The organism is Pedobacter polysacchareus, assembly GCF_019802255.1.
Classification (GTDB): domain Bacteria; phylum Bacteroidota; class Bacteroidia; order Sphingobacteriales; family Sphingobacteriaceae; genus Pedobacter; species Pedobacter polysacchareus.
The window spans coordinates 566058-580762 of the sequence record NZ_JAHYSS010000003.1 but is presented as its reverse complement, the minus strand read 5'-3'; the positions used below and the strand labels follow the sequence as shown (position 1 = coordinate 580762).

General features: G+C 39.6%; 8 protein-coding genes. 7 read left to right on the top strand and 1 reads right to left on the bottom strand.

Annotated elements, in window-relative coordinates; translation table 11 throughout:
• Positions 1-146: 146 nt before the first annotated feature.
• The 6 genes from K7X70_RS10110 (at position 147) to K7X70_RS10085 (ending at position 10611) form a co-directional block, all read left to right on the top strand.
• On the top strand, positions 147-3320 hold the full coding sequence (locus tag K7X70_RS10110) for a SusC/RagA family TonB-linked outer membrane protein (RefSeq protein WP_222536943.1): 3174 nt from the start codon (positions 147-149) through the stop codon (positions 3318-3320).
• 11 nt (positions 3321-3331) lie between these two features.
• Positions 3332-5068 (top strand): RagB/SusD family nutrient uptake outer membrane protein, encoded by a 1737-nt coding sequence (locus K7X70_RS10105; RefSeq protein ID WP_222536942.1) that lies wholly within the window; start codon positions 3332-3334, stop codon positions 5066-5068.
• A gap of 22 nt (positions 5069-5090) precedes the next feature.
• Positions 5091-6749, top strand: coding sequence for a beta-N-acetylhexosaminidase (locus K7X70_RS10100; RefSeq protein ID WP_222536941.1), 1659 nt, complete (start codon positions 5091-5093; stop codon positions 6747-6749).
• The gene (locus K7X70_RS10095) at positions 6746-8311 is read left to right on the top strand and encodes a sulfatase family protein (RefSeq protein WP_222536940.1); all 1566 of its coding nucleotides are present in this window, start codon (positions 6746-6748) and stop codon (positions 8309-8311) included. Before K7X70_RS10100 ends, K7X70_RS10095 begins: the two co-directional genes overlap by 4 nt.
• 1 nt (position 8312) lies before the next feature.
• On the top strand, positions 8313-9815 hold the full coding sequence (locus tag K7X70_RS10090; RefSeq protein ID WP_222536939.1) for an alpha-L-fucosidase: 1503 nt from the start codon (positions 8313-8315) through the stop codon (positions 9813-9815).
• Between the two features lie 211 nt (positions 9816-10026).
• Entirely contained in the window at positions 10027-10611 is a 585-nt protein-coding gene (locus tag K7X70_RS10085; protein WP_222536938.1) for a PAS domain-containing protein, read from the top strand.
• A gap of 446 nt (positions 10612-11057) precedes the next feature.
• On the opposite strand, the gene K7X70_RS10080 is transcribed toward K7X70_RS10085, so the two are convergent.
• A complete protein-coding gene (locus tag K7X70_RS10080; protein ID WP_222536937.1) occupies positions 11058-11228 on the bottom strand; it encodes a hypothetical protein in 171 nt (56 codons plus the stop codon).
• Positions 11229-11256: 28 nt separating this feature from the next.
• On the opposite strand from K7X70_RS10080, the gene K7X70_RS10075 reads away from it, so the two are divergent.
• Positions 11257-14496: a CheR family methyltransferase gene (locus K7X70_RS10075; RefSeq protein ID WP_222536936.1), complete on the top strand. Its 3240-nt coding sequence runs from the start codon at positions 11257-11259 to the stop codon at positions 14494-14496.
• Positions 14497-14705: the final 209 nt, after the last annotated feature.

The following is a 14705-nucleotide window of genomic DNA, read 5'->3' as shown; positions in this document are numbered from 1 at the left end:
TAATGGACAATTTTGGAGTAAATCCAGACAGGAACAAACATGTTGAATAGCCTTGCACCGCTAAATTTGATGAAGCAATTAAAGTCTCGAGAGCTTTCATACTTTATTCAACCAACCAAAAAAAGTATTAACCAAATTTAATCATTATGCAAGGTAGTTTTACAACAAGGTCATCCCGGCTATTTTTTATTGGTGCATTTTTTGTCTCTTTCTTCTTACATGTAGCGGCTTTTGCACAAAACCGCAACATAACAGGAAATGTTACAGATGTATCTCAAAAGGGGATTGCTGGAGCCACCCTTCAGATAGAAGGTACAAAACGGTACACCACAACCGACGCTAAAGGAAATTTCAGTATTCAGTCGGCAGCAACCAATGAGGTTTTGCTAATTTCCTATACCGGATTTCTGACTCAAAAAATTATAGTAGGAAACAGAAGTGTCATTCATATCACACTTGTCGAGGATACCAAACTTTTAAATGATGTGGTCGTTATCGGCTATGGAACAGTAAAAAGGAGTGATGTAACGGGTGCAATTACTTCCATACAACCAGATCCTAATGATGCTTCTAAATCACTCTCCGTTGAAAATTTATTACAAGGAAAAGTTGCAGGTGTTTCTGTTTCTGGATCTGTTGCTGCTCCAGGAGCAGCAATGTCGGTAACCATCAGGGGTGCAAATTCTTTAAGAGGGGACAATCAACCTTTATACATTATCGACAATATACCACAAGCATCTACAGGAGCTTTTCCGGCAAGTGCATTGGGTGGGGGTGACTTTCAGATCCCTCAAAATCCACTTACCAATTTAAATCCTTCAGATATTGAAGACATACAGGTATTGAAGGATGCTTCGGCAACAGCTATTTACGGCTCCAGAGGTGCCAATGGAGTAATTATTGTGACCACGAAAAAAGGGAGACAAGGTAAGGCGAAGGTAAACGCAAGTGCGAATTTCACAACCGTAGAGGCCACAAACCTCAGAAATATGTTGAACCTTTCTGAATACGCTAATTATCGTAATGAAAGATTAGGTGCTGCTGGAGCTCAGTTCTACCCGGTAGGTGATGAAATGAGATATGTTTTTTCCGGACAAGTTTATGATGCAAATAATCCTGCTACATATAGGTTGGTTACCGAAAGAAACTGGCAAAAGGAAATTTATAGAAAAGCATTTTCTCAAAATTATGATCTTTCAGTAAGTGGCGGCGAGAATAGAATTAAATACTACCTATCTGCGGATTATAAAAATATCAATGGATTGGTAAAAGAAACTGACTTACAACAAGGCGGTCTAAGGTTAAATCTAGGTGGTGATATTTCGAAAAGTCTGACGTTTAATGCGTCCATGAGCGGAGCTATCAAAAAAAACAACATGATGTCGGGAGGGAATACAAAAGGCGGGGTAACGGGGTCCATCACCCGTACTGCGATCGATTCAGCTCCGTTTGCAATTCCTTCAGACGATCCGATGTTGATTAGCAATGATGAAGCAAAAACTACCACGCTGTCCTGGTTAAATGATTATGATGATATTGCTAACGAAAAATCTGTTCGGGCCTCTGCAGACCTGACCTGGAAAATTTCAAAGAACTTTTCTTATAATGTGCGGACAGGTGGGAATGTTGTAGTTCAGGACCGTTCCAGATGGTATGGCTTGCAGTTGTTCCAGGGGCAAAATAGCAATGGTCTCCTGGCATTAGGCGATTTAAATAGTAATAATTATACCTTTGAGAACCTGCTGAACTATAATGGGCACATTGGTAAAATAGTGAACATCACCGCAACTGCGGGAGTAACTTACGATGATTACAATTGGTTGAGCAAATCAACTACCGCCAGTAATTTTCAGTTCAAAGATTTAAGAACTAATGGATTACATATGGCATCTGTCATAAATTCACTTCAGCCTTTTCAAAAGGATTATCAACTCTTGTCTTATCTGAGCCGTTTAAATCTTTCTTTTTTTAATGGTAAATACCTGGCAACGGCTACTTTAAGGGCTGATGGAAGTAGTAAATTCAAAGTTGGTAACCGATGGGCCACTTTCCCTTCTTTTGCCCTGGCATGGAGAGCTGATCAGGAAAAATGGATAAAATCCTTAGCATGGATTGATCAGTTGAAGCTACGTGCTGGTTATGGTAAAACCGGAAGCCAATCTATTTCTCCGTACAACAGTTTTTATGATTATGGACAGATTGTAGATTATGCAACGGCAGCAGGCGTAAAGGCAATTGCAATAGGTGTAAGTAACCTGCAAAATAGTGACCTGAAATGGGAAACTACTTCTGCTTACAATCTCGGACTAGACTTTAATTTCTGGAAAGGAAAGCTTAGTGGAACAATCGATGCTTACTACAAAGAAACTAATGATTTGCTGATAGAAAAAAATCTGCCGGCATCTACATCTTTCGGGTCGATTACCATGAATCAGGGTTCACTAAGTAACAAAGGTATCGAACTATCATTAAGTAGTGAACTGATAAAAAATGAAAGCTTTAGCTGGAGTTTATCGGGGAATATCGGTATCAATAGGGCTAAGATTATTGATCTTGGGCTCCCTGAAACTCGTTTCGGAAATGAAATGTATAAAGCATATCTGGGGAACTCTATAGGTGATCACTTTGGAACAGCCAATATCTTTATTGTAGGTAAAGCACCTGGATTGTTTTGGGGCTACAAAACGGATGGGATCATCCAAACCGGTGAGGTAAGCCCAACATCAGTAATTTTTAATCAAACACCAGGTAACATTAAGGTCGTAGATGTAACAGGAGATGGAGTGATTGATGTAAATGATAAAACTATAATTGGTAATCCTAATCCTGACTTTAGCTATGGTTTCCAAACGGCAGTTAGCTATAAACAATTTAAGTTTTCAGCAGCATTCTACGGTGTACAAGGTGGTGATGTGGTGAATGGTAACATTCGCTATGAGCAAATGCCATCGCAACAAACGTCGAATATGATTGGTAAGGCCTATGCCGGAGCATGGCGTGCTAATGCACAATCCAATCTTTATCCAAGTGTAAACAGTGTTTTGCAAAATGTAGTTTATGATCGTTATGTAGAGGACGCAAGCTTTTTAAGGTGCAGCGACATTACTCTGGCTTATACGGTTCCTAAAACCTGGACAAATAATCAAATAGGAAATATAAACTTATTCGCTTCTGTTAAGAATGCGTTTTTAATCACGGATTATTCAGGTTATGATCCCGAGATGAGAACTTTTTCTTTTGATGGGCTAAGACCAGGAATAGATTTGAATTCCTTCTCTAATCCACGTCAGTTTATCCTTGGACTTAATGTTACATTTTAAAAAAGACGGTCATGAAAACATCAACATATATTAAATTCCTGAGTTTGCTGGTTATGGCATTGAGTACAGTATCCTGCAAAAAATTATTGGATGAAGATCCAAAATATTCTATCAACAGTAAAACCGCTTTTGAGAGTGAAACTACTGCAAATCTGGCGCTGAATGGCTGTTATGGATACATGACAAACTACAATGCTTATGGGCAGGGAGTTCCTGAGATTATGGTCGGCGCATCGGGTTTGGGCTGGGCTCAGACAAATGGCAGCGATCAGGATACTTATACCTCTATGAATATACCTACTACCAATGTACTGGTTGGAATGGTATGGAGCGGTTGGTACAAAGTAATTGGTGAGTGTAATTACTTTATCAATAGTATACAGGAAAGTGACTTAAGTGATGCTTACAAAAAGCAATCTGTAGCTGAAGCCAGATTTTTGCGGGGATTGTGTTATTATAACCTGGCAAATGTCTTTGGTGGTGTTCCCTTAAGAATTGAGCCGACAACTTCAGTAACAGTTGCTAAAGGTCGTGCATCAAGGGAAGAGGTGTACAACCAGGTCGCGGAAGACTGGCTTTTCGCAGCAGAAAACTTAGCTACAAAAGAACAGTTGGGGGCTGCTGCAAATGGTAAAGCAACCAAATATGCAGCTTATGCATATCTGGCTAAGTTGTATTGGATGTTGGGGAGTCATGATAATACCCCTTCTTCAGCCAACTGGGCGAAGGCTAAACAATACGGCGATAAAGTATTTGAACTGGGTAATTACAGTCTGATGCCTAAGTTTGCATCTTTATTTGTAAATACAGTTAACAATTCTTCAGAATCAATTTTTCAATTGAATTTTTCTACAACCTCAGCTTATGTAGGTAACAGGGCAAACTGGATATTTTCACCGGCTAACTCAACAGCTGGAATTTCGTTTGCGAGAATAAAGGTTTCTAAAGCTTTTTATGATCAGTTTAGAGGGACTTACCCCGACGACCCACGTCTAAAAGTGACCTTTGCATCGAGCTTCTCGCAAATAAAAACTAATAATTTCCGGGTATTTTCCTATCCGTACCTGGGAGGAACTGCAGGCGTAAATACTATTGCAACAGATTCAATCAGATATGCTACACTGGCAGATCCGACCAATCCTAAAGTCGAAGAGCTTTCAACGGCGTTAAAAACCTTATTTACAACCCGCGTGGGAGATCATCAAGGCTGGCCATATTTTGTAAAGCAAATGGACGTAGCTGCTACAGCACAAAACAGCAATAAAAACTTAATGATTTACAGGTATGCCGACTTTCTTTTGTTGATGGCTGATGTTGAAAATGAACTTGGTAATCCCGGTAAAGCACAAGAATATCTGAATGCCGTATTAACCAGGGCTCGTACTTCAGCAAATACTCCTTCGGTTTATCCTAAAAGCCTGCTCGCACAACTGGCCCCCGATGAGATGAGGTTAAAGATCTTTAATGAACGTTTATTTGAGTTAGGAGGTGAATATGAAATGTATGTGGATGCACGCAGACGAGGCGTAGACTTTTTTAAGTTAATTGTTGATAGAAATAACAATCACAATATCACAAAAGCATTTGTAGCTAATGCGATAGCATCCAATAACAATACTGCTTTCAGAGATCGGATATTGCCATCTACACCAGATCAGCTTAGGAAAAACCTCTTGTTGCCTATTCCACAGTCGGAAATGAATTCCAATGAAGGGATCCCTGCTAATCAACAAAATTATGGATATTAATAAACCCAGCTAAACACTTCTTATGAATACCATGCATAAAATGAAACTACTGCTGTTCATCTGTTTATCCTTTTGGATAAACAGCAGTTTTGCGACTAAAATAAATATCATACCCGAGCCGGTAAAAATGGAAGTCTACGAAGGTACATTTACCATTGGCAAGGGTACAAGGATATATTTTGATGCCAAAAATCCTCTGCTTGCCAGACATTCCAGCTATTTTACTGACGTTGTAGCTTCAGTTTCGGGTTTTAAATTAATAAACAATAAAAACAAGGCGCAAAGTCAGGTTCGTTTGCTGATAGAACCAGATAAGCTGATCGGAGATGAAGGTTACCATCTGACAATCGATGTAAAAGGAATCACCATTTCGGCCAATACCGATAAAGGGGTTTTCTACGGCTTGCAAAGCCTGCTTCAATTGCTCCCAGTTTATCGTACAAATGCCGAGCTGCAACTGCCATTTTTAAAGATCACCGATTATCCACGTTTTAAATGGCGTGGGATGATGCTCGATGTCAGCAGGCATTTCTTTTCAACTGAAGCCGTAAAGAGTTATATCGATTTGATGGCTATGTATAAAATGAATGTCTTTCATTGGCATTTAACTGATTCTGAAGGCTGGCGCCTGGAAATTAAAAAATACCCTAAGCTAACCTCAGTTGGGGCCTGGCGTAAAGAGATTCCGGGTAGTGTTTTTTATAAGAAGAACCAAGTTTTACCCCTGGATACTTTTAGTTACGGCGGATTTTATACCCAGACGGAGGCCAGGGAAATTGTCAGGTACGCAGGTGAAAAAAATATTATGGTAGTGCCAGAAATTGAAATGCCGGGGCATTCTGATGCAGCCATTACTGCTTACCCTGAACTTTCCTGTACTGGACAGGCACAAGAGGTTAGAAGTTCTTTTGGTGGTGACCCAAATGCCTTAGCCAATTATTGCGCAGGTAAAGACAATAGCTTTGAATTTCTGGAAAACGTATTGAAAGAAGTGATGGCCATTTTCCCTTCTGAATACATTCATGTAGGGGGAGATGAAGTGAATAAAACCAGCTGGAAAAAATGCCTTGCCTGTCAGCAAAGGATCAAAAATGAAGGATTAAAGGATGAACATGAACTCCAAAGCTATTTCATCAAACGCATAGGTTCATTTTTACACAAAAATAAGAAGAAACTAATTGGCTGGGATGAAATTCTGGAAGGTGGATTGGCTCCTGAAGCTACTGTAATGAGCTGGAGAGGTGAGGAAGGTGGAATTCAAGCGGCCAGAATGCACCATCCTGTGGTGATGACTCCTGTAAAGCCCCTTTATTTTAACCGCTATCAGGCTGATACCTTAAGCATTCCACAACCTCTTGCCGCCAGATACTCTATCAATACTTTGAAGAATGTGTATGATTATGAACCGATCCCTGCTGCGCTTAGTACCGTTGAGTCTTCTTTTGTTTTAGGTGCACAGGCTTGTCTCTGGACTGAGTTTATCGACTCGGTTTCGGATATGGAGGAAATGGCTTTGCCCAGGATGCTCGCTTTGTCTGAAGTACTTTGGTCTCCAAAAAAAGTAAAAGACTGGATCAGATTTAACAATAAGTTATACTTTCACTCTAAAAGGTTAAGTGGGACCGGTAGAAGTGTGTTTACTTCAGCCCCTTTTTTATACAATAATATGGAAGTCCGATGAAACTAGTTAAAATCTTAATCTCCCTTGTATTGATCGGTAGTAGCGCAGTTCTTTTCGCACAAACCAGGCAAACAGGAGTTGGTGCGAAAAGGCCAAATATTGTCATTATCATTTCGGATGATCATGCCTATCAGACGATAAGTGCTTATGGCAGTAAGATGATGCAGACTCCCAATATAGACAGGATTGCAAAAGAAGGTGTGCGCTTTGATAAGGCATACGTAACCAATTCCATTTGTGGTCCCAGTAGAGCGGTTATCCTGACTGGAAAATACAGCCATAAAAACGGATTCAAGGATAATGAAAGCTCAGTTTTTAATGGTGATCAGGACTCTTTTGTGAAGCAATTGCAGCACGGTGGCTATCAAACTGCATGGATTGGCAAATGGCATCTGGAAAGCAAGCCTCAGGGTTTTGATTTCTGGCAGGTTCTGCCAGATCAGGGACAGTATTATAATCCGGATTTTGACATGATGGACGGCAGTAAAAAGAGGATTGATGGCTATGTGACTAATGTCATTACCGATGAAACCGAAAAGTGGCTGGATAAAACGGACCCGTCTAAACCATTTTGTCTGGTGATCGGACATAAGGCCACGCATCGGGTCTGGTTGCCGGATACTGCCGACCTTGGCAGGTTTGATCAGGTCAACTTTCCGTTACCAGCTAATTTTTATGATAAGTATCAGAATCGAACTGCTGCCAGCAAACAGGACATGTCTATCGAAAAAACTATGCTGATGGGCTATGATTTAAAGATGTTTGGCTCTGACGATAAAGAAAACAAAGATGGTAACTTTAGCAGGATGAATGCGGCACAGCGCGCAAAGGTTGATGCCTATTATAAACCTATTGAAGCACAGTTCAACACCTTGAAACTGCGGGGGAAAGCACTTACAGAATGGAAATTCCAACGTTATATGCGCGATTATCTGAGTACAGCCACTTCTCTGGACCGAAATATCGGGCGGACACTGGATTATCTGGACAAACATGGCCTCAGCCAGAATACCATTGTAATTTATATGTCTGACCAAGGGTTCTATATGGGTGAGCACGGTTGGTTTGATAAGCGTTGGATTTATGAAGAGTCCTTTCGCACGCCTATGGTCATGCGATACCCCGGTCAGGTTAAAGCCGGAACCATTTCTGATCGTTTTGTGATGAACCTGGATATTGCCCCAACTTTGCTTGATGCAGCCGGGATTCCCATTCCTACAGCTATACAAGGGGTTTCTATGTTACCCGCCTTAAAAAATAAAGCAGATAAGGGAAGACAGGTTTTGTATTATCATTATTATGAAAATGGAGAACATTCTGTTTCTCCGCACTTTGGGATCCGTACTAAAAGATATAAATTGATCAGGTTTTATAAACGTGTTTCAGGTTGGGAATTGTACGATCTGAAAACCGACCCACATGAAATGGATAACAAATACGGCAAAAAAGGTTATGAAGCCGTAACGGCCAACTTATATAAAGTGCTAAATAAACAAATTGAGAAGTTTGAGGACAAGGATGCCAAGGTGATTTTGGAACAAAAATCATTTAAAAAGAAATAACATGCTGATAAAAACCTGTTTTATATTGGGCTCTCTGCTGACATTTAGTTGTCTGGTTAATGCACAAACCAATTATGCTATAATTGATCCAAATGAAAGCTCCGCCGAAATTATTAAAAAGGCTGCTGGTATTACACCTACATCCAGACAATTGCGCTGGCAACAACTGGAGCTGACCGCTTTTTTTCATTTCGGTATCAATACCTACACCAATAGAGAATGGGGAACCGGAAAAGAAAGCCCTGAAATATTTAACCCCAGAAGACTTGATGCAGAACAATGGGTAAAAACAGCTAAGGATGCTGGTTTTAAACAAGTAATATTAACCGCCAAACATCATGATGGCTTTTGCCTCTGGCCAACAAAAACGACTACCCATTCTGTAAAAAGCAGTCCATGGAAAAAAGGGAATGGTGATGTGGTAAAAGAAGTGGCAGATGCCTGTAAGAAATTTAAAATTGGTTTCGGAATTTACCTTTCTCCATGGGATATGAATGCCGCGGTTTATGGTACGGAGGCTTATAATGATTTTTTTATAAATCAGTTGACTGAACTATTAACTCAATACGGAAGAATTGATGAAGTATGGTTTGATGGCGCAAACGGGGAAGGGCCTAATGGTAAAAAACAAGCGTATGATTTTAACCGCTGGTATGCACATATCCGTGAATTACAGCCTAAAGCAACTATTGCCATTATGGGGCCGGATGTACGCTGGGTAGGCACCGAAACCGGCTATGGTAGAGAAACTGAGTGGAGTGTACTTCCGGCTAATAACCTCGATCAATCCGAGATATCAGCAACTTCGCAAAAAGAGATCAATATAAAACCCTCAGGTTTTATAAAAGGACAGGATATCGGTGGTAGAGATCAGCTGAAAAATGCAAAAGGGCTAGTGTGGTATCCAGCAGAAACGGATGTGTCTATCAGGCCGGGATGGTTTTATCATCCTGCTGAAGACAGCAAAGTTAAATCTCCGGATAAACTGCTCGACATCTATTACCATTCAGTAGGTAAAAACAGTGTATTACTACTAAACATTCCGCCAAATACTGATGGACTGATCAGCGAAAGTGATATCAATAGTCTAAAAGGATGGACTAAACTTAGAACAGAAACATTTAAGGTGAACCTTGCTAAAGGTGCTGTAATTGCATCTGCTAATGGAGTAAACCCAAAAGCTTTACTAGATGGTCGATATAAAACGAATTGGACTACAAAAGGAAAAGACAGCACTGCTATAATTGAACTGACATTCAAAACAGCACAAACCTTTGATGTACTATCCCTTCAGGAAAATATTACTATCGGTCAGCGGGTAGAGAAATTTGTACTCGAATATTGGGCGGGTACCGATTGGAAAAAGGTTACCGAGGGTACCACAATTGGATATAAACGTTTAGTTAAATTTAAGCCTGTTACGGCTTTAAAAGTCAGGTTAAGAATTGAACAATCACGTTTAAACCCTACTATTTCGGAATTGGGCTTGTTTAAACAAATTTAACCTTGTAAAGCCCCTCTGAGCGGTAATTCAGAGGGGTTTTTGCTTGATGTTGCTTTGCGATGCTAAGGGATTGTTTTGCATAGTTTCATGTTTCCTTTGTATCTTGGATAAAGTTTTGTACCTCATCATAGTTCAAAGCAATTAACTGGATGCTTTAAACATATTGAACACCCTTAATTATTAAGCTACCTTTTCTATGTACTTTTGAGCTATGAATAGTATAGAACATTTTCATGCAATTAAAGAATTGTTAGGTGAGTCAAGAACATATTATCTTATAGCAGTAGATATGGATTCTAAATACAGTTATCTTAACAGGCATTACACTGAAGCTTTTCAAACTATTCATGGTGATCTTGTAGGTAAGCATTATGGGATAACTATGCACGAAGAAGATCAACAAATTTGTCAAGCTGTTGCCGAAAAAGCATTTATGCATAGAGCATCAGTTTTTCCTGCAACTTTACGTAAGCATGATGGTAACGGTGGGTTTATTATTACAAAATGGGAATATAAGGCAATGTTCAATGACCATGATTTACCCATTGGGATCTTTTGTATTGGTCATGATATCACTGAATTTATGCAAGTTAGTGGAAAGCTCCACGAGATTAAGATCAGTCATTCTCACTCAATTCGCCGATATGTTGCAAATCTGTTGGGGCTTGGGAAATTAATACAAGAGGCTACTGACCTGGTAGATGTTAAAGATGCTGCAAAAATGATTGTTCAAAGTGTTACAGATCTCGACAAAGTTGTTAAAGAAGTTCATAGGAATGAATCTTCTGATACCTAAAGAAAACGCTTAGTTAAAATGCAACGATCTTGTTCTGGCAACTTCTATTTGCTCCTTACTCCCCTATAGGATAAATAAGTTCAATTATATTCCCTTCGAGTACCAAGGGCAGCAAAGTAAGCAGAGGCCACTCTGCCGTGTCAGTTAAAAACTTCAACATTTCTCAGCCTGCTACCATATACTGGAAAACACTTAACCCTGGTAAACATGCCGTTTTAAAGACTGTACTGTTTGTGCATTACAATTGTTTTTGTATTGCAGGAGTAGAAGAGCCTATCAGGTGGATTAATTTGTTTGTAAAATATAATCTACAGGAGATATGTTAATTACTTTTGTGTGTATTTATTAATGATTTTTCTGAAGTCTAAAAATAATTAAAAATTATTTTCTGGTATAATTTTGATGACGAAGGCATAGTAACATTAGCCTGTGGGGCTATATCCTTATCATTGGCCAGGTAAAGTCATGCGCATGACCAATCCATATCCGGTTAACATAAGTGCCCCATCTTTAACCACTTTTTCGATCAATTCTTCAAATGATTTAAAGTGTAAATGCTTGAAAATAAATAAATTATTACGTTTGAATATCTTTATCTTTAAAGAATGTTTTTCCATTCTTTAATCACTAAACTATCGTTAGCTTATGACTGAAATTGTCGATCAACAATATATTATAGCTATCGGAGCATCGGCCGGAGGCTTGGAAGCCATATCCGTGTTTTTTGATCATACCCCACTGGATTCCGTATCCTATATCCTGATACAGCATCTTTCTGCTGATTTTAAAAGTCAGATGGTGCAGATCCTGGCCCAGCATAGTAAACTGCAAGTCGTTGAAGCTACTGATAATGTAGATATTAAGTCTAATACGGTTTATATCATTCCCAGTGCGAAGTTTATGTCAATAAAAAAAGGAAGGCTGATTCTTTTGGACAAAAAACATCATGCCCGCCCGCACATGACAATTGATTACTTTTTAAGTGCTCTGGCAAAGGAGCGCGGAAACAGAGCCATTGGTGTGATTTTATCCGGTACTGGAGATGATGGTTCAAAAGGAATAGAAGCCATTAAAAACGCTGGTGGGATGACAATAGTTCAGGATCCGGTTACTGCAAGCTTCAGTGCTATGCCGCTGGCAGCCATTGCGACGGGTTTTGCGGACAGAATTATTTCACCCAAATCCATGCCACAACTCATTGAGAAATATGTCGTGGATGGCGTCCTGGATCAGTTAACTGAGGAACCTTCGGCGCAAATCGATGAAGAGGTAATCGGACAAATATTAACGCTAATTAAGGACAGCCAAGCATTGGATTTTTTCGACTATAAGCGTCCTACGATTATCAGGCGGATTAAAAGACGGATGAAGCATCATCATTTGAACGAAATAGGTCAGTATTATAAATTACTAACAGGCAATGCCTCAGAGGTCACTTTACTCGCCAATGAGTTCCTGATTAGCGTAACCTCTTTTTTTCGTGACCAGGAAGCGTTTAAAATCATTGAAGAAACCGTTATCCCCGGCATTATCAAAAATAACAATACCGAAGTATTGAAGATATGGGTGGCTGGCTGTGCCACTGGAGAGGAAGCTTATTCTATAGCGATATTGATCAAAGAATATTTAAATAAATATCCCAAAAATATCGAGGTCAAAATCTTCGCTTCGGATATTAGTAAAGCGGCGCTGGATATCGCCTCGAAAGGTATTTACCCCGAAAGTATTATTAAAACCGTATCCAAGGATAGGCTTCAGCAATTTTTCACTAAAGAAGGTACAAGTTATAAAATCAAACACGAAGTACGAAAGATGCTGATATTTGCTCAGCATAACCTGACCAATAATACGCCGTATTGTAATATGGATCTGATCAGTTGCCGTAACCTGCTGATATATTTGAATGTGACTTTACAGCAAAAGGTATTTTCCCTACTGCATTTTGGATTAAAAGAGGGTGGTTATCTCTTTTTGGGGCCAAGTGAGAGCGGTTCTCTGATCATGAATGGCTTCCAAGAGGTTAGCGGCAAATGGAACATCCTGAAAAGTTATAAAACAGGGCGAGTTATGAGCTCTGATACCTTTTTATCCCATAGGATCCGGGAATTTCAGGTGAAGACAGCAGTCACCAAAAAGCAAGTTACTCTGGTGTCAAAAAGCGAACTCGCCTACCAGGTCAATTCAGCCTTGTTAAGTGAAAGAGCTTTTAACGGTGTTTGTACGGATGAAACCCTGCATGTTGTTCAGTCATTTGGAGATACCGCATCTTACTTGAAACCTATTAATTTTAACTATAACCTGATTGATCTTTTACCGGATCATATTTGTACACTTTTCAAGGCTACTGCATGGAAATCGCTAAAGTTGAATGAAAGGTTCGTGCTTAATGGGCTTAGCATGGGCGGTACCGGCAAGGATAAAAGCAAACTGATTGATATTGTCATCAGCCCCTTTTATATTGGCGAGTCGGAAGAAAGATTGCTGTTGGTCTTGTTTACAGAAAGTCAAGTGGGTAACAAACAGGGGAATGTAATTCACATTAAGGATATCAATGAAGTGATGCGCGAGCATGTCATCAGCCTTGAACAGGAGGTGGCTCAGCTTAGACATACTATAACTATAGCACATGAGCTTATTGGCTCTTCCAACGAAAATATGCAGTCTTTTAATGAAGAACTGCAGTCTGCCAACGAGGAAATGCAATCGGCTAATGAAGAAATGCAAAGCACTAATGAAGAACTTCAATCGGTAAACGAGGAACTGAAAACGGTCAATAAGAAACATGAGCTGACCATTGATCAGTTGACGGACCTGAATGACGATCTGAATAATTATTTCAGGAGTAATGTAAATGGTCAGTTATTTGTTGACAAGGACTTGCTGCTGAAAAGATATTCGCCGGGAGCAGTGGAGCACATTAACATCCGAGAAAGTGATATTGGTAGGCCACTTAGCAATATAACCACCAATATCAAATTTGAAACTTTGATCGATGATATAAAAAAAGTCATACAGAATGAGGAACACATTACGCGTGAAGCAGAAGCGCCGAATGGAAAGGTCTATCAGGTGATGACCATGCCTTACCTGAAGAAGAACAGCAAAAAAGCCGATGGAGCTGTGATCAGTTTTTACGACATCAGCGAACTGAAGAAACTATTGCGGGAGCTGGATATGAGCAACCACAGCCTTGATGAAAGTAATCAAAGCTTACTGAGAATTAACGCTGATCTTAACAACTTTGTTTTTGGTGCTTCGCATGACCTCAATGCGCCAATTGTAAACATTGAAATGTTGCTACAGATACTGAATGAAAAGCTCAATACTCAAGACCCTGAGGTCATGGAATTATCAGGGATGATGAATAAAGCGGTTACCAATTTTAAATCCATAATTAGCGATCTGGCCAGGATTGGTCATTTGGAGTCAGAAGATGATGAGGGAGCCCTGGAAAGTTTTCCGGAATTATTTGACGAGATAAAGGAGCTCATGTCGGAACATATTAAGGTTTCTAAAGTCATTTTTCATACCGATTTTCGTGAAAATAGGGTTCGGTTTGCCAAAAAGAACTTGAGAAGCGTGATGCTGAATCTTCTCACGAATGCGATCAAGTTCAGCCATCCAGAACGTCTGCCAGAGATTAGTATCAAAACTGAAAAAAAAGGCCAGTTTATCCTATTGACGATAACCGATAATGGTATAGGTATCACCAAGGATGAGGTTGATCATATCTTCAAAAAATATAAGCGGTTAAGCTTGGTCACACATGGTACCGGTATCGGATTGTACCTTATCCGTAAGATCGTCAATGCTTCTGGCGGCAAAATCGAAGTAGAATGCGCTATAGATAAAGGCTGTGCTTTTAAGATTTTTTTTAAAATATAAAACAGCGAATTTTAGGCTTTACCTTCAAGCCTTTCGCGTGCAGGTTTTTCCTTTAGATACCTTGTTCTGATAATCCAGGCTTGTTTAAAAAAACTATAATAAAAAAATAAAATATTTGATGATTTATGAAAACCATTCTTTGATTAAAGAGTCTGTGTTGTTTTCAGAAAATTAGTGTTATGCCTCATTTTTGGATCAGTTGGATGTAT

Bases quoted from the DNA above. Each gene is read 5' to 3' on its own strand.
- K7X70_RS10110 (WP_222536943.1), top strand. From the start codon at position 147: ATGCAAGGTAGTTTTACAACAAGGTCATCCCGGCTATTTTTTATTGGT.
- K7X70_RS10105 (WP_222536942.1), top strand. From the start codon at position 3,332: ATGAAAACATCAACATATATTAAATTCCTGAGTTTGCTGGTTATGGCA.
- K7X70_RS10100 (WP_222536941.1), top strand. From the start codon at position 5,091: ATGAATACCATGCATAAAATGAAACTACTGCTGTTCATCTGTTTATCC.
- K7X70_RS10095 (WP_222536940.1), top strand. From the start codon at position 6,746: ATGAAACTAGTTAAAATCTTAATCTCCCTTGTATTGATCGGTAGTAGC.
- K7X70_RS10090 (WP_222536939.1), top strand. From the start codon at position 8,313: ATGCTGATAAAAACCTGTTTTATATTGGGCTCTCTGCTGACATTTAGT.
- K7X70_RS10085 (WP_222536938.1), top strand. From the start codon at position 10,027: ATGAATAGTATAGAACATTTTCATGCAATTAAAGAATTGTTAGGTGAG.
- K7X70_RS10080 (WP_222536937.1), bottom strand. From the start codon at position 11,228: ATGGAAAAACATTCTTTAAAGATAAAGATATTCAAACGTAATAATTTA.
- K7X70_RS10075 (WP_222536936.1), top strand. From the start codon at position 11,257: ATGACTGAAATTGTCGATCAACAATATATTATAGCTATCGGAGCATCG.